17 protein-coding genes are annotated in these 17647 nt (G+C 42.0%); 2 read left to right on the forward strand and 15 right to left on the reverse strand.

Annotated features, from left to right (window positions below):
• Positions 1-49 precede the first annotated feature (49 nt).
• Positions 50-1720, reverse strand: coding sequence for a multicopper oxidase family protein (locus NQ117_RS02910; RefSeq protein WP_258276510.1), 1671 nt, complete (start codon positions 1718-1720; stop codon positions 50-52).
• Positions 1721-1864: 144 nt separating this feature from the next.
• Positions 1865-2401 (reverse strand): CAP domain-containing protein, encoded by a 537-nt coding sequence (locus NQ117_RS02915; protein WP_258276511.1) that lies wholly within the window; start codon positions 2399-2401, stop codon positions 1865-1867.
• Positions 2402-2670: 269 nt separating this feature from the next.
• Between NQ117_RS02915 and NQ117_RS02920 the strand changes: the two genes are divergently transcribed.
• Positions 2671-3051 (forward strand): hypothetical protein, encoded by a 381-nt coding sequence (locus tag NQ117_RS02920; protein WP_258276512.1) that lies wholly within the window; start codon positions 2671-2673, stop codon positions 3049-3051.
• A 207-nt stretch (positions 3052-3258) separates the two neighbouring features.
• On the opposite strand, the gene NQ117_RS02925 is transcribed toward NQ117_RS02920, so the two are convergent.
• From NQ117_RS02925 to NQ117_RS02940, 4 genes are all read right to left on the reverse strand, one after another.
• Positions 3259-3999 (reverse strand): SDR family NAD(P)-dependent oxidoreductase, encoded by a 741-nt coding sequence (locus tag NQ117_RS02925; protein WP_258276513.1) that lies wholly within the window; start codon positions 3997-3999, stop codon positions 3259-3261.
• A gap of 36 nt (positions 4000-4035) precedes the next feature.
• A complete protein-coding gene (locus NQ117_RS02930) occupies positions 4036-4284 on the reverse strand; it encodes a hypothetical protein (RefSeq protein WP_258276514.1) in 249 nt (82 codons plus the stop codon).
• Positions 4285-4505: 221 nt separating this feature from the next.
• A complete protein-coding gene (locus NQ117_RS02935; RefSeq protein WP_258276515.1) occupies positions 4506-9443 on the reverse strand; it encodes a hypothetical protein in 4938 nt (1645 codons plus the stop codon).
• A 136-nt stretch (positions 9444-9579) separates the two neighbouring features.
• Complete coding sequence (locus tag NQ117_RS02940) at positions 9580-10491, reverse strand: NADP-dependent oxidoreductase (protein ID WP_258278150.1); 912 nt, start codon at positions 10489-10491, stop codon at positions 9580-9582.
• 138 nt (positions 10492-10629) lie between these two features.
• Here NQ117_RS02940 and NQ117_RS02945 point away from each other — a divergent pair, with 138 nt between their 5' ends.
• The gene (locus tag NQ117_RS02945) at positions 10630-11514 is read left to right on the forward strand and encodes a LysR family transcriptional regulator (protein ID WP_258276516.1); all 885 of its coding nucleotides are present in this window, start codon (positions 10630-10632) and stop codon (positions 11512-11514) included.
• Positions 11515-11585: 71 nt separating this feature from the next.
• Here NQ117_RS02945 and NQ117_RS02950 read toward each other — a convergent pair whose 3' ends face one another.
• The 9 genes from NQ117_RS02950 to NQ117_RS02990 form a co-directional block, all read right to left on the reverse strand.
• The gene (locus NQ117_RS02950; RefSeq protein ID WP_258276517.1) at positions 11586-12125 is read right to left on the reverse strand and encodes a GNAT family N-acetyltransferase; all 540 of its coding nucleotides are present in this window, start codon (positions 12123-12125) and stop codon (positions 11586-11588) included.
• Positions 12126-12207: 82 nt separating this feature from the next.
• Positions 12208-12642 (reverse strand): DUF4279 domain-containing protein, encoded by a 435-nt coding sequence (locus NQ117_RS02955; protein WP_258276518.1) that lies wholly within the window; start codon positions 12640-12642, stop codon positions 12208-12210.
• 300 nt (positions 12643-12942) lie between these two features.
• Complete coding sequence (locus NQ117_RS02960) at positions 12943-13818, reverse strand: alpha/beta fold hydrolase (RefSeq protein WP_258276519.1); 876 nt, start codon at positions 13816-13818, stop codon at positions 12943-12945.
• Between the two features lie 57 nt (positions 13819-13875).
• Positions 13876-14289, reverse strand: a complete 414-nt coding sequence (locus NQ117_RS02965; RefSeq protein WP_258276520.1) for a hypothetical protein — start codon at positions 14287-14289, stop codon at positions 13876-13878.
• 27 nt (positions 14290-14316) lie between these two features.
• Positions 14317-15036, reverse strand: coding sequence for a hypothetical protein (locus NQ117_RS02970; protein ID WP_258276521.1), 720 nt, complete (start codon positions 15034-15036; stop codon positions 14317-14319).
• A 37-nt stretch (positions 15037-15073) separates the two neighbouring features.
• Positions 15074-15406 (reverse strand): hypothetical protein, encoded by a 333-nt coding sequence (locus NQ117_RS02975; protein ID WP_258276522.1) that lies wholly within the window; start codon positions 15404-15406, stop codon positions 15074-15076.
• A gap of 14 nt (positions 15407-15420) precedes the next feature.
• A complete protein-coding gene (locus NQ117_RS02980) occupies positions 15421-15933 on the reverse strand; it encodes a GNAT family N-acetyltransferase (protein WP_258276523.1) in 513 nt (170 codons plus the stop codon).
• A 313-nt stretch (positions 15934-16246) separates the two neighbouring features.
• Entirely contained in the window at positions 16247-16915 is a 669-nt protein-coding gene (locus NQ117_RS02985; protein WP_258276524.1) for a hypothetical protein, read from the reverse strand.
• A gap of 114 nt (positions 16916-17029) precedes the next feature.
• Positions 17030-17638, reverse strand: a complete 609-nt coding sequence (locus NQ117_RS02990; RefSeq protein WP_258276525.1) for a TetR/AcrR family transcriptional regulator — start codon at positions 17636-17638, stop codon at positions 17030-17032.
• Positions 17639-17647 lie beyond the last annotated feature (9 nt).

Consider the following 17647-nt stretch of genomic DNA (forward strand, 5'->3'; position numbering starts at 1 on the left):
TCCTGCAGTTGTATCATGTCTGCAGGATTTTGATTACGTCACTCTTCGGTTACTCTGGCTTGTTGCCAACAGTCGGATCAGGTGTGTAATTGCTCTTATAACCTTTATACATAACATCCGTAACCATTCCATCCGCAGCGTGGTGCAGATCATGACAATGGAACATCCAATCCCCTGGATTATCCGCCTCGAAAGCAACCACATACTCCTCACCTGGCTTCACATTAAGCGTATCTTTAATGACAGGTGCTCCTTCAAGCGGCTTGCCATTCCGACTTAACACTTGGAAGAAGTGGCCGTGCAAATGCATCGGGTGGTCATCCATCATCGAGTTATTTACAAACGTAACCTTGACCTTCTCTCCTTTGTCGACTTTAATTTTATCGGTGTCAGGGAATACCTTTCCGTTAATTGTATAGACCATCTTGCCGTCTTTCATTTCTGTATTTAAATCCATCAGAACATCCTGATCGAATTTCTGATCCAGTGTGAATTTGGTCTGCGCTTGCTTACCATAGTTCGTGAGGTCGAATGCTGGCAACTTTTCTTTCGCATTTGACGCGTCTGTCTGAGTCGTAACACCTTCGTAAGCAATAACCGTCCTCATATTTTTCACTCTGTCATCCGAGCTGTGTTCTTCAAGCAGCCAATTGCCAGGATTGTTGGCAGTAAATTCGATATCGTAGCGTTCACCTGGTGCAATGGATATCCCTTGGTCTGTAATCACAGCTGGACTATTTACAGGTTGCCCGTCTGAAGCAATGACTTTAAATTCATGGCCATGTAGATGCATCGTATGCGTAATATAGCCTGCATTGACAAGGCGAATTCGCACTTTGTCGCCTTCCTTGACGACCAGCTTATCAATGGCATCACCTGATTTGCCATTGATCGTATATACATCATACATGCTCATATCATGGCCACCCATACTGCCCATATCGCCCATATTCATTTTACTGTGATCCATACTTTCGCTATCATTTGACTCCGTTTGACCGTGTCCCATTTGGCTATGATCCATTCCCTCCATGTCACCCATGTTATGGCCATCTCCATTTGAATCACTTTCTGTTTCTTTTCCCATATCCATGCTACCTGAACTCATCCATTCATCCAGTACTAGTGTGTAGTCACGGTCGTAACTTTCCTTCGGGTCCTCAACAATAAGCGTGCCATACAGCCCTTTATCGACTTGATTTACACTGTCTTGATGAGAGTGGTACCAATAGGTTCCGGGAACAGTAGCTTTAAATTCATACGTAAATGATTTACCCGCAACGACCGCATCCTGCGTGACACCTGGAATACCATCCATGTTATTAGGAACAGGATATCCATGCCAATGAATAGATACTGGCTCTTCTAATTCATTTTTCAAATGAATTTTTACTGTTTCGCCTACTTTGACTCGAATTTCAGGACCTGGTACAGAGTTGTTAAATGTCCAGACTGGCAATGTTTTGTCTTTAGAAACTTGCAAATTGCTCGCTTGAGCCGTAATCGTGTACTCTTTACCATCCACGATAGGTGCAGCTTTAGTTAGCTTGTTCTCATTAGTTACTTCCTTAGGCGTAGCAGCAGTCTCGGAAGTCTTTTCCGAGTCCTGCATGTTCATTTTAGAGTGATCCATACCTTCATGTTTGTTTGTATCGAAACAACCTGTTAGCACGATGCTAATTGCACCGATAGCAAGAAGAATCTTTAGCTTATTTTTCATCTCAGTACCTCCATTGTTACGTTTTGTTCCTAATGTACACAACAATTGTGTGGAAACAATGGAGATCACAAAAAAAGCAAGGCTACCTTGACGGTTTCCCTGCTTAACGCATACTTCTCGTAACATACTTCTAATAGATCTAATCTACAGCCTTACAAATAATTGCACCCAATAGTGTGCATATGTGCTAGTAGCATTTCCGGGGACGTAGCCAACACCTAAATAAGTGAAATTCGGATTTAAAATATTTGCGCGGTGAACAGGACTGTTCATCCACGCAGTCATTACTGCCTGAGGAGTTGGGTAACCAGCTGCAATATTTTCGCCATTAGCAGTCCAATTCACTCCAAAGCGTGTTAACATCTCCCCTGGTGTCCCATAGGTTGGAGAGTCATGTGAAAAGTAGTTGTTGTCTCTCATATCTGCTGCTTTAATCGTTGCAATATGCCCTAAATAATCCGTGTATACCATGTCGGCGACTCTATATTCTAACATGACTAGCGGATTAAGCCCTCTACTTGTGCGCTCCAGATTCACCAATCGAAATACTTCATCAGCAAATTCTTGTTTTGCACGAACTCTTTTTTTAATAAGCAATCCTTTCGCATAAAGCACTTTTCTTTTCTGTAACGGATATGGTTTTGTTCTTCTACATGAGGAAATGGCACGACCTTTCTTCATAGCAGCAGCCTCCCATTATCATTACTAGCACACTCTCTTACATTTCTATGAATTTTTGCTAGCATGGTGTCGGCTGATTCACCCGCTCCCATCCTTAAAATGAGGAATGGTCCTTATCCGTTAGGCTAGCACACTCGCTATATCTTCAAAATATTGATGGATTAACATAAAGGTTATTTACGCACATTTCAAATAAGGATGGATTTTCATCCAAGCATCATAATTACTAGATTCATTATCTAACTTAGAACGCTTAAGGAGGATATGAGATGATAAGAAAACAGATTAAAAGACCATTGCTTCCGAAACCAAGAAACATCCAACTTCCCATTCAAAAAAATAAAAAGGTTCCGAAAATTAAAGTAATCTTTATGTCTCCTACTGAAAGGAGTTCGGAGAGTTTAGGAAATGGATTCCGACGTCATATCTTTAATGACGTGGAGATTCCAGCGACTGATTATGCTGAAATAAGATTGTCCATTCGTAATACCAGTAGGAAGCCTGTAAGTGCCGGCTGGTCCATCTATGATTTCCATCAAGCCTATGCCGTTGAAAGTTATCCAAGAACAAATACTGAATGGGTAATCACGGTGTATAATGGCACTGGTATTCCTAGATCGATAACTCCCTATTTAATAACGAAATCGTAAGTATATTCTATTGTTAAATAAGCATAGACAACCTAGGCTCCCCGCTTACTGCGGGGTCTTTCTATTTATGGGTATTTCCTATGAAAAATCAATGCGAGTAATGATAAGGTTTTTGAATATTATACAGGGTTATATAACAAAACATTATCAAATACATAAATGTTATTTTGAAATTCTATTCATTAGTTCTCGATTACTTAAGTTAAGTTAAGTTGTAATAGAAGTAAGTGATCTTCCCGCTTCGACCTTCCCTTCAATGATTTGCTTGATATGCTTTACTACAGTCTCAGTGGATTGCAGTTGTCCGTTCGCGTATGCTTCTTGAAAAAGTCCAGCGCATGAAAACTGTGCAGCGTCTTGTTCTCTTGCGCTTTGCTGCAAAGCCGTATCTACCATGCCTGGATCAATGGCAATGATCTCAACAGGATTTGTTCGATTGGACTGTTCTACACCAACACATTGCGTAAACATATTTAAGCCCGCTTTAGCCGTACAATACACACTCATATCGGGTACAGGATAAATTGCAGATCCTGAAGAGATGTTGATAATTTTCTTTCTTATCTTGAGCTCTTCGGTATGTTTGATAAAGCTAGACGATAGAAGCATTGGGGCTGTTAAACTAATTTGTAGGTTGGATACGATCTCATCGGATGTACAGAGCTCGATTGGCTTTAGAGGTTCTAGCATAGCAGCGTTGTTAATTAAGCAGATCATGTCTGCTTGTGCATGTTTGATTTGTGCAAAAATAGAAGATACCAAGTCGTTGATTTTATCTACTTCACTTAAGTTGAAATAGATATGTTTGTAGTTATTGTACTCGGATAGAAGTTTAGACTCTCCCCTTGATACTCCGTAGACATAATGACCATCTTCCAGTAAAGATTGTGCTAATGTTTCACCGATCCCCCTTGAAGTTCCTGTAATTATAAAATAACGAGTAGTCATGACCATTCTCCTCCTTAACTTAAATTGTTCGACACTCTATTTGCTTGAGCGCAGATTTTGATTAATAGCGTTAAACAACTCGGTTTTATGTTTCGTCGCAATGACAATCGGTTTAGCTTGATGTATGACGAGCTCGATCCCTTCTTTCCCTTCTATAATGAAACCCCATTTGTGCTTATTCACGCGAATTCCCCAGAAGATAAGCGCTGGCGTGATAACAAAAATCCACGTCCATTTCGGGAATCGCTGTACTTCCTTATATAAGATTTGACGATCTTTTGGCATGAAATATCACTCCCGCTCTCTGCTATTCCAGAATATTACTTTACAGTGATTGAAACACATATATAAAACTAGTGTCAATAAGTGGCGCTCTGTGCCTGTACCTATTAACCTTACACATCCTACAGGTATACCAACATACCAAACTTGCAGTAAAAAAGATGCATACAAAGCTGTATGCACCCTTCTCATTCCGATTCCTATTCAACGTAATAAGCTCACCTTTACTCCTCGTGCTCCTCCTGCTTGACTTTTACGGTTGTGCTGGCCGTAAGTTCCCCTCTTCCCTGATTACCGTCTGGAGATTGAGCTAAGAACGTCAGCAATGCGGCGTTTACGATCGATTCTTTATCTGTATTCACTTTCACTTGATAAGCAATTCGCACCGTTTGCCGCGGAGCAATGGCCTGCAGCGGGAGTCCGCCCGATAGATTCCCATTGGGCTGCGTTATACCGTTAATCGTTAACGAACCTGTTTGAAATAACACACCTACTGGAAGTTGGTCTCGGAGTACAGCATTCGTTAACGTCAAATTACTATTGTTTATAATTTCAACTTGATACGTAAGCGTATGACACGTTACTACAACCGATTGACTGGCACGCTTACTCATTTGTACATTTAGCTCCGCAAATGGAATGATAAGCGTATTGGACGTTTGGCTTAGTGCAACGATAGTTCCGTCAGGCAGCGCCTTATTATACGTAGCTATCACTTGATTAGCGAACTCTCCTTGTACAGGAATGGCAACAACGACGAGTTGGAAAGCGATCCGAATCGATTGACCAGGCTCGATTGTACCCACTTGCACAGAACGGTTTGGACGTACAAGCAGATTCGTAATGGGCACTCCATTAACCGTAAGACTGCCTCGTACAAAGCGCGTACCTGCTGGCAAAGGATCTCTAAGAATAAAGTTGGTTAACTCTGAACCGCTTATATTCTGAATATCAATCACGTAATCGATAAAGGAACCAATAAATCCAAGTGAGACGTCTGATGATTTGATAATTCGAAGATCAGGATCCATATTGGGGATGGCAACGATATTAGAAGGAATCTCGATCGGAACTGGTGCGCTCCCTTCCGCTGCTTGTTCTGTACTTATAAAAGACTGGTTAATGACAATTCCATTCGATGTCAGACTGTCAACGATTGCGGTGAACGTAATTGTTACCGTTTGCCCAACTCCGATATTTCCAAGAGGCAGTCCTTCTATGCTGCTAGAGCCGATTGGAACCAGCTGACCATTTACACGGACACTATTTGGATCGATCCTAATGCCCAAGCTAATAGGATCTCTGAACAACACATTCTCTGCCACAGCCGTTCCTGCATTGCGCACATTCACCGTAAAATTCAATGGTTGACCAACGAATGCCATACTTGGTGTAACGGTCTTATCAACAATTAGACTTGCACTTGTTACAGGAATAACAACAGCATTCGTTGGCTGTGTAAACGTGTCTGTCTGCACGGCCGCTCGATTTACGACCTCCCCGGAAGGCGGTATGGCCAAAATAATAGCTTGAACGGTGACAATGGCGGATTCATCCGGCAGCAATGTACCGATTGGAACCGAGGCTGTGCCTAAATCAGGCTGATCATTACCATTCACCGTAATGCTGCCGCGAAGGAACACCAGTCCCTCATTTAAAATGTTTATCAACGATATATTTGCTATCGGAGCGGTGCTCGTATTGGTGATGGAAATGGAAAACGTTACGGTCTGCCCGATAATCGCGGTTGCCACATTCGCGCTCTTCGTTACCGTAAGTGTAGGAGCTGGAATTGGTGTTAAGCTTTGCACTGGAACGACAACCGTATTGGATAATGCCGTTAACGGTACCGTCGTACCATCCGCTCGTGTAAACGTAAAAGAAGCACTTGCTGTATTCGTATATGCTGTAAAATCAGGTGGCAGCGCAGCCGCCGTTACTGTGAAATCAATCGCAACGGTTGTTCCTACTGGCAACGAATCGATTAGAATACTGAAATTCGGTGTGGTTGTAACTGTAGCTGGCACAGATACGGTAACGGATCCAGGTGTAAGCTCTAGACCTAAATCGATAAGATCTGTGATTGTTACCTGACTAAGCGCGTTCGTGCCTTGATTCGCAAATTCAATATGATAGGAGTAAATGTCGCCAATAAATACGGATGATAAGCTCGCTGCTTTTGTAAACGAAGTCTGATTTTGTAGTACGGGCAATGACACCAAATTAGACAATACGGTCGCAGCAGCTCCTTGTGCCTCAACTTGGAAAGACACCGTCGCCGTATTTTCATAACGTCCCGTATTCGGAAACGCATTTGCAAATAGAACGAATGAAATCGTACTTTGACCACCCGCTGGAATATCTGGAATTGAAATACCAGCACCGATGTCCACATCTGGAAGTGCCGACCCATTAACCAGTAGTGTACCGTCTACAAATACAAGTCCTGGCGGAATAAAATCAGTAACAATCGGCTGCAGCGCAGTAACGTTGCTTTGATTCTCAACCACGATCTCATACGTGACTTCTTCACCGACAATCACGTCGGCTGCATTGGCTGATTTACGGACGAGTACAGCATCTTGAGCGACTGTTATGACAACCGTATCGGTGTCAATTTCCCCTGGCAATCTTCTTCCGTCAGGTGTTTCGAAGTCAAAGGTAAACGTCGCTTGGTTGCTCAACTCTCCCGTAATCGGAACGCCTGTTACGAACACGGTATAATTCACGGTCACCCCTTCACCTGGCAATAAAGAAGGCAAAGACACAGGAAAATCAGGTCGAAGATCAGGGTATGTCGTACCGTTGATGGTAAATGTGTTCAGCACAAAGTCCACGCCTAAAGGGAGAGGATCGACAACCTGAATGTTGTTCAACACCGATGTGCCTGTATTGGAAAGTATCAGCGTATAAGTGATCTGTTCTCCCGTCAAAACCGTTGTTCGATTGGTGGACTTGGATGCTGCTGCGCTATTGGTTACGACCGGAATGGACAGTGTATTTGAGCTGGCCGTATTGGGCGGGAATGGCCCTACATCACTCACAGGAGTAAATACGACTTGAGCTGTGTTAACAAGTGTACGGGATGGCGGAATGGCGTTAACAAGAACAAGAAAGCTGATTTCAACACTGGATTGAGGTGCAATGTTTTGAATAAATATGCCGTCATTCGGGTCTGCAGCTGATATGGAAATGCCATTTACTGTGACGGTTCCTTCGACAAGTTCAGTTCCATCAGGTAATGGATCTGTGACCGTCACATCGGTTGCCTGCGTAGTTCCCGCATTTGCTACAATTATCGTATAGGCAATGGTCTCTCCGACGAAGGCGGAAGCATGATCCGCGGACTTAGTAACATTCACTCCTGTTGTAAACACCGGAATCACTGCTGTGTTTGAGACTTGAAGCAAAGATTCGAACACCCCTCCTGGTGTAACAAAATCGAGGATGGCTGTCGCTTGATTAACAATTTGAGCAGGGTCGGGAACGACGTTCACCTGTACTTGGTACGTAATCTCAAGTGTGCTGCCTGGTGGAATGGAAGTCAGACTAATGCCTACTGCCGGATTAGCTTCTGAAATTGATACTCCGTTCACGACAACGCTGCCCGGTACAAATGAGACAGAGGGAGATAAAGGATCGGTAAACGTTCCTTTACTCGATGATATTGTCCCTGAATTTGTAATCAGAACTTGATACGTGATGATATCGCCGACACGTGCCTGTGTAGTCGACGCATTTTTCGTAATCATAAAGGATGGAACTAATACATTCGTGCTGTAGCTAGTCGAGCTAGTACCTGAAACGATAGGTCCTCCTGGTAATGAAGTAAATTCGAAATTTGCTGCAGCCACATTCGTCAATATGCCTTGCGGAGGCAAGCCAACAACGACTACATCATAGCTGACTGTAAGTGCACCTCCAGGGACAATGTCTGGAAGAGATACACCGTTAGATGGATTCGCTCCGCTAACAATCGTTCCATTTACACGTAATGTATCACTTTGAAAAATAACAAAAGAAGAAAGAGCATCCAGAAAGACGACCCTGCTTGCGGTGACTTCCGAAGTGTTGGCAATTGTAACATTATAGGTGAGCGACTGCCCGACGAACGTGTCCAACGGTGAGGAAGTTTTCGTTAAGTTCAAATCAGCAGAGTTCGCATCAATTTGTAGCCCTAGAACCGGGATTACATAGAAATCACCAGTCGACGTCTCTCTTGTAACCACCTGTGTGAGTCCATTTGTCAAAAGTCCGCTAATATCAACATTGGTAATATCCCAGCCCTGTCTTGCTCCCGACACATTTGTGCCTGGACTTCCATTTATATTGTTTCTCGTGCCAAATGTACCAGAACTATCAAGCAACCCATCATTCCCGTTGATTTGGGAGGCGAAGAAGTTGTTTGGAAAATTGTTAGGCCCTGAAACTGGTGTTAATTGTGTACTTGTTGGTCCAAACAGAAGCTGATCTCCTACAATCGTGACATCTCCTTCTCCCGCGCTTGCCAATAGTCGTCCTCTTACAGTCCCTTGGACTGGTGTAGAGAACCCTGTCAGCACCTGTGTTCCAGAAACGGCTCCACCAATAATGTCCTGATTATAATAGAGTGCAACCGCCCGGAACGGAAGTGTTGGCAAGGAATACGCTACCTGCAGTGTCCAACCTCCATAAATATTGAAATCATTGTTTACCAACGTTACTGGAATGGCTCCGACTGAATAGGTGCCAGGCTCGCTTACTAACGAAGTCACGTCACTGGTGTTCGAGTAAGCAAGACTGGTCGCATTAAATGCTTTAAAGTTGCTAATTTGAGGCAAGATGGAAAATGTACTCGAACTGGGGGTAGTTAAAGTGACTGCATTTTTAACTAGCGCTCGGGTAGTTACATCAAAATAACCTGACCATGTTAATTGCGCACGCAAAATCTCTGCCCCGGAAGGTATTTGCAAAATAGCAGCTGATGAATCTTGTGTGTAATCACCTGTCGTCCCGTTTGGGAAATTGCCAAATACAGAAGCTGTATTTAAGGTAATGAGTGCACCTAACGTACCTTGTGTGCCCTGCTGCCCAACCGTCAGATTCCCGTTTAAGCCGATGGTGTTGCCTGTAAACGATAACTGAACCCGGTCAATGGTGTTATAAATAAGCGTAACCGGCATTGATTTATCACATCCCTGTTTATTCTTTTCTCCAATGTATGCAATCGAGTGGGCAATTTCTCATAAAAAAAAGCCACGATGATGTGGCTTTAGGGTTCCAATGATTATTCTGTTACGAATATACTATCAAAGTAACTCAGTCCATCGTAAGCACGATTTTGCCACGACCGTGTCCGATTTCCATTTCCTTGTGGGCATTGGCAGCTTGATCAAGCGAGAACGTGTTTCTAATGTGAATGCGTAGCTTTTCTTGGCTGTACAGATCGACAAGTTCGTTTAACCGAGCTGCTGAACGTTTACTGGTAATCCAACGAATACCAAGCTGCTTATACAGCTCGAAGGCAAATATGGTTCCAACACGATCCTTGTCTTTAACGAGCTCCACTGCCGCCTGCAGTCCGAGACCGCCCGCCGTGTCAAGTGCAGCATCCAAGCCGGTTGGGGATATCTCACGTATCCGTTCGATCAGACCTTCTTCATAGGTGAGTGGAATCGCACCGAGGGAGCGAAGATAGTCGTGATTCACTTCTCTAGCCGTAGCGATTACCGTAGCTCCCTTATCTAGAGCTATTTGCAACGCAACCGTTCCAACCCCGCCGGCTGCGCCGTTGATGAGAACAGTATCGCCTTTGCCTACTCGAAGCTCCTCTAGTGCGGTATGCGCCGTCTGACCGGCACCAGTCAATCCACCAGCTGCTTCCCATGACATTTTCTGCGGCTTGGCTACGATTTGTTCTGTTGATACGACTACGTACTCAGCATAGCAGCCCAGCATTCGGAAACCAAGTACCTCATCACCTATTGAAAAGTTCGTCACATCTGGACCCATCTGATCAATCACACCAGCGAATTCATTTCCAACGATTTGAGGGAAGCTTACCGAGAATCCTGGAGGACTCCAACCAGCACGTATCGAACAATCTACGGGTTGCACTCCTGCTGCCTTGACGCGGACACGGACTTCACCTGTTCCTGCTAGCGGGATATCGACTTCAGTTAACTGTATAACGTCAGGACCTCCAAACGAAGTAAATGCCGCGACTTTCATTTTACTTTTAAAATGACCCATAACCCATCTCCTTTCCATCTACCAAATACTTTATAATGAATCCTACATAAACAAAAATATATCTTAAAGCATGCTATACATATACTCAGGTATATAAGAAGGATGGTGAAAACAGAAATGGAACTCTTACAATTGCAGTATTTTCGCACGGTAGCTAAGTTAGAACATATGACAAAAGCAGCACAACAACTTCATATTGCGCAGCCTGCTCTTAGCAAGACGATCGCTAGATTAGAAGAAAACATCGGCGTTCCACTTTTTGATCGAAATGGCAGGTCGATCCGACTAAATGCATTTGGTAAAGCTTTTTTGGTGAAAGTGGATGCTGCGCTTACCTTGTTAGAGGAAGGCCGAAAGGAAGCGGTAGAGCTTGCAGGCTTGGAACATGGGAGCATTCATTTGGCAACATCTACATTAGACCGTCTGTCCGATCCGCTGGCGGCTTTCCTTAATCTGCATCCCAAAGTCAACTTCCGTATCACACAAGCTTCGACAGAAGAGATGACACATCTTTTAGAGTCAGGTGATGTCGATATTGGCTTCACAGCTCTGCCTATTGAAGGAGCGGAGTTTGATGCCGCGACCGTCTTGAATGAAGATGTATATCTTGCCGTTCCTCCTGGGCATCGATTGGCTGAACTGCAAAGCGTTCCGCTGCATGAAGTGGCGAATGACCCCTTTATCGGCTATAAAGAGGGTTTACTGTTCCAACCAATGAACGATGCATTTCTTAAGAAGGCAGGAATCTCACCCCATTTTGTATGCAGGGTGGACGAACCTTCCGCAATTGCTAACCTTGTTCGTGCAGGACTCGGTGTTGCGCTAGTCGGAGGCTGCGGTAGAGACGTCGGAGTTCAGCTCCCGCTGCTGCGTATCGAAGAACCTATCTGTCAACGCAACTTTCAAGTGGTTTGGCACAAGAAGCGTTATCTCTCGATTGCAGCGCGCAAACTACGGGATTATATCATTCAGTATTACGCTGATTCCACTCAAGAAGTCTAATGGAATGCAAGCGGTAACCGATCTTGAAACATACAAAGGACCGCGGATTGATTCTGTGGTCTTCCGAAAAATTACTTAATAAGATATTCAAGCTGCATATCTCTCGGATCACTTTCATAGAGCTCTGTCTTTATCTCCTCTGCTTCTTTGCAGCCTAATGCATAATAAAAAGCAATTGTATCTTCAGCAGAACCAGCGCAAATATATATTTTATCGACTCCCCATTTTTGAGCCATATTCGCACAATTAAGAAAGAGCTTCTTACCAATCCCCTTGTTACGATGCTCCAGTGAGGTGAAGAGCGAATCTAGCAATACGTGCTTGTACTTGATCCCAAACATGTCACGATTAACCGTACCAAACCCGATTAGCTTACCGTTTTCATCAAACGCTCCGACAGCATAGCCGTTATCTTGTATAGTTTGCTTTAGTTTACTGAGATAATGCTCGTATCCGTCTGGCCAACTATTTTCATGATAATCGATTTCTACTAGTTGGCGTTGGCCGTCTACTTCACGCCAAGCTCTTTTTATGTATTGAGCGGGATTAATTTCGTTAATTCGTTCACATTCATCTAATGCCAGTGCTCGATAAGTATATGTATGCTGCATCGTTTTTCTCCTCTAAGTTGAAATATTCAATTCAAGATGTGTTTAAGTAAAATAACACCAAAGTACACCCATAAAATCTCTATTATTTATACGAACCAGCATATAGATCAATATCGATCTCCGCATGAATCGCATGAGCGAAATCTATTGCTCTTTTATTCAGAAAAAGTACTGGCGTAAGACCCTCTTCAACAATAATGACTATGAATAACTTACATTCAACACAAAATCTATTCTGTATTTCTACTATTACTTCTCTTTTATCGCTCAATACATTAATGATCTTACTTAATTGATCATCTACATCGAGTGACTCTTCATAGTCCATTCCAAGATCCCAAGCCGTTTCTTTTCGATAATGTACTCGACCATCATGCTTGATTGAGCTCTTTCTTTTGATTACGTCACCTTTCCTATACGCCATAGTAGGTTTAATTCCTAGTTGCTCCGTTACAACATCTAATGGGAAGTCATCTCCGAACAAACTAAAATACGCTTTTACTTTTGTTTTTTCCAATAGGCACCTCTATAAATTCTTTTATGATTCTAATCTTCACCCGCTCCAAGTCTTTATTCCATCTATGGCTTGGTTCTATCTCATAAAGACTATTGCTGGAACATTTTTAGCAAGCTATAATATTGAACAATTATTTAAAGGAGGGTACTTGTTATGAAATTGGTTCTAATCTTTGGTCTGCAAGCAGTTGGTAAAATGACGAGAGGTTGCTAAGTTGATAAAAGACAAGTTTAACTGGTAAACGGCAGAAACTAATATCGCTTACACTATCCCGTCCCAATGATTATTGGCCTCCGCTCTTTAACATAAAAATTGCATGATTTCTTTATTAATGATTTCAGCCTGATCATGGTTAATGGAATGCCCGGCACCGGGTACGATCTTATAGAGCAAATTGTTTTGCTTGAGCTTATTTATTGCTTTTGGATAATTGGCCAATCTATCGTGTTCACCTATTAGAAATAATACTTTATCCTGCAATGAAATAAGTTCCGTATCCTTATAAATCTTGATTTTGTGCTTAAACATGGATTGGTTATTAAAGTACTTTAATAGATAGTACCAATGATTCATCAACTCTTCATTTTGTTCAAATACGGAACGTTCGGAACCGCCAAGTTTTCGCAGTAACCGTACACAGCTTTTTCTAGTTGGAAATAGTGCCTCAGGTAAAAATGCGGCCATCATCTTCGTCATTACTTCGAATTGGCTGGAGGGAACTCTGCCAGCCATGCACACCGCTTTCTTTACTTTATCGGGTCTTTCTATAGCGTATGAACAAGCCAAGTAAGCTCCATATGACACGCCCGCTACATACGTCTCACGTATATTTAATGCTAATAATAACTCGTCAATCCACACCGTTTGACAAAAATTGCGATGATACTCACGGTTTGGTTCACTTTTTCCTGAACCTCCAATAGCATCCACAGCTATAAGGTAATAGTTCTCCGCAAGCTTTTGAGCATTGTACACCCACATCATCGATGAGTTATCTGCCGTTCCATGAAAGAGAAGAAGCGGAGGATTTGACACGTCACCAGCAGTGATCATATGCGTGTTACCAAACGAAGTCTGAATGATTCGTTCAACATAGTCCACATTCCAAGATCGTAACAACCTATCATACGACTCATAAATAAGCTGCTTGCCAATCGACGATTTATATCTCTGCAAGGACGTATCCTCCTTATTTGACAATTACGTCATTCTCATCACGCTATCATAAAAAAATCACTTACAAAATCCATTCCTTATCAAAAATTCTATTCCCTGTTTCTTATAAAAAGTAAGAAAGTCATTCGTAACATGCTCATGCTTTATAATCCCCATATAATCTGAACCAGGCTTGCTCGTTTGATAGTCCGCTTCGATAAAATAAAAGTTAAAGTACACAACGTTGTCGTTCCCACTGTTCCGAGAGGCATTGTTAAGCATTTGAATAAATTCATATTTATTAAGGTAAGTAAAACCCTCTTTGTTTTCAATGATGTAGAATGGATATTCCGCAATAGTAATTTGTTTCGTATGTTGATAGCTCTTAAGCTCGTCTGGTATTAAAGATAAGTACTTTTCAAATTTATTTAGGTTCCTAAAAACTCCTGAAATCCACTTTCTTCTGCTATCGTTTGCTTCAATGATATACATTTTTTCGAAACCACTCATTTCTCAAACTTAATATATGTATGATGTCCTTATAGCAAGGCCATTGCCTATCGAATATAAAACCTCGTCATTTTCTATATACAAGCATTTCCATTCCTTATAACTCGGCACATTAAACATCATGACGATAGGTTTCATCGATGCGGTGACTTCAACAATTTCAAAGATATTAAGATCTGCTCCTTGCATCGCCTTACTAAATAAATGCTCACACTTCTCCTCTATCAAATGTTCATGATACAATCCCATTCGTTCCTGATAGATTTCGCCCAACTCATAGTCACACCTTGGATGAAATGGGCTATAAAGTTTAGAGCCTTCCGCTCTCCACAGATCTAAAACATCTGTAAAAGTCGCCTTGGAGCCACGGCAATTCGTTGTATTTCTCTCTATTAGATTCAATTTTGAAATTAATTCTTCGTACCTACTTTTCGACCAAACTATGGAGCCACTATGTAACGGTGCAGGGGGAAAAAATTCGCGATTACACTCTACATATTTTGAATTCATCGGCTCTTTCCACACGACATAACCATCAAAATCTATTACTTCCACGAATCCATAATCCGAACAACCAGGATAATAACAATGGCTGCAAACATCAACCTGTATGAGGCTATCAAAGTTTGATTCTAAATCATAAAAATATTCCGCGATCACAGCTTCATTCAGTCTAAGTTGAAAAGTTCCTTCTTTATGAGGAATTAGTTCGAACGTATTCACCCTCATAGTTTCATCTCCACGTCTAATAGTAAGTAAGCGAATATCATGTTCTTATAAATAATTCCGAATCAACTGCACAATCTTTAAAAGTATGTATATGTCGTACATCGCTGTATATGGGAAGAGACAAATCGAAACTACCAATGATGACCGTACGGCTGTCCTTCCAGAAAAAATTATAAAAACATTGCTCACGGCCAATAGAAATGATGAACGGTCGAATTTCATCAATGGTTGTTACTTTGTATAACTCGCCATCATCGCTTCTGCCTCCTACATTATCAAAGTAGTTATGAGGCTTTTCTAGATTCTCTATATCGATTTGATTAAATATGCGTATGACTTCGTTCATTTCTTCATTCGTTGCTTTCAACATAATTGTTCAATCCCCTACATATTTCGCTCTCTACCTTGCTTGAGAGTATAATATCCCAAACCATCTTTCAATTCCTCGTGCTTAACGAAGTTCATTTTGCCAAGTAATTTCTGCGAACGTACATTTCCTACTTCCACAGTAGCTTCAATAAAATCGAGCCTCATAACATCAAAGCCAACCTTAATTAACTTCACTAAGGCTTCTTGCATATAGCCCTGCCCCCAGAACCGCGTCGACAAATCAAATCCAATCTCAGCTTTAGATTCTGTTCCTTGCACCCAACAATGAAAGCCGCATGTGCCTATAAATTCACCGTTCGCCTTGCTGAACAAACCGTATCGACAGCCCGTATCATCGATATGAAATTGAATAATTTCCTCAGCTTCTTTTATATCTTTGCAGGGCTCTATATCCATAAACCGTGTTATTTCTGCATCTGAGAAATGCTTAAATACCCCATCACCATCCGCTAAAGTAAGTTCTCTCAGAATTAATCGCTTTGTCTCTAATTTCGGAAAATATAACATACAAGACCCCTCACATTCATTATCATGATGTCGTTATACAGAGCTTTGTTTCAAAGCCAGGCGCGCGGACACTTTGTTCAAGATGCTCACCCAGCTTAGAAATCGCTGCACGTATGATTATCAGTACCTATTAGCCCCAGCATCAACCTAGTTATATTTCACCTATATATGCAACTATGTACAATGTATCATATATTCAGCATGCTGCTTCGACTGAGAATGCAAAGCAAATAAGACCCAAACCATATACAAGCGCTTGGGTACATTAAATATAGAAAAGAAACCTTGATCCATCTGCACGTGAATTGATCATTTACGATTTTCGCGCAACTGTCCCATTCTGGCCACCAGATGAACTGTACCAAAGATCCAAAGCAAACATTAGTCCAGCAGGGTTAGGTACTGGTGGAATGATATTATAATTGACGACTTGAAAGGAGATTACGTATGAAAATTCATTTCCACTCCGCTCAGGAGGAGTAGGAGGACTTATATTGGAGTAGTAACGAATATTTAGCCAGTTGTAAGGGACATCATTTGCTATTCCTGCATTCGGATCGAGACTCCCATCAATGAGATTAGCTGCGGGTGTTATCGTAGCAAATAAATCTCCTGCTGTTTCATCAAATAGATCGATCCTCACATCATGTGCATTATCGCAAAACACTCGCAAATCAAATAACATCGATTCATCGGTAGCCAATCCAAGAACACCAAACTGTGGTGCAGCGAAAAATCTAGTCTGAGGTGTTGTCGTAAATGAATCCCATACAAATTGTGGAGCTTGATTAAAAACAGGAGCTGCTGGACTATTATCATTAACGTACGGCAACAGTATTGGCCAACCAGCGAATTCACGTCCAACATTGGTTGCGAGCACACCAGATTGAGCTCTTGCTTGAGCGATTGCAGAAGCTCTATCCAGTGCGACATAAGTCGACGAATCACTGCTTACTGTCCTGTTATAGAATTGGATACTCAAAAGGTTCACATCCTCAAGAAGTAATATTCCATTCTATGTTCTCTCCATCCGAAAAGTATGGGTCCTAGCTATTAGGAAATAGACATACATGGCTGCTCGCCCTCTCCCATACTGCTATTTAATAGGTTTGATTCTACCCACTAAGCCAAAGAAAAATAACTCTATTAGCTGATCAATATGTGGATCAACTTGCTCACGGGTCACTGCTGAACTCAAATACCTTTCCAGTTCGTTCTTGTACATGGTGAAATACAGCATACTTGTTTCTTCCGTCATATCTTTTTTAATAAACCCCTCTTGCTTGCCGAGCGCAATATACTTCATATAGAACGGCATCACTTTCTCTTCACTATACTGCTGCAATTGGTTGCCCCATTCATCCATCTCAGCCCCTAAAGGCTTGACTGCTGTATCATCAAATAAAACTTTGACGCTTTTAGCTTCAAGCAGCATAATTTGCTTCGTTTTCTCAGGAAAATCAATCTCTGAAGCAAGGATCTGCTCACATTGCTCCAGTCGTTTGTCCATCCAGTCGATTAACATATCCGCATAGAGCTTTTCTTTCGTCCCAAAATAGTTGTAAATCGTAGCAGGACACACTTTTGCTTTTTTTGCAATTTCTTGCACACTCACTTTATGAAAACCGTGTTTTAGAAATAACGATAATGCAGCGGAATAAATCTGGTCGATTTTTTTCTGCTTACGTCGTTCATAGCCGTTCATCACCTTCAC

This window comes from Paenibacillus sp. SC116 (assembly GCF_024733555.1).
GTDB lineage: Bacteria > Bacillota > Bacilli > Paenibacillales > Paenibacillaceae > Paenibacillus_B.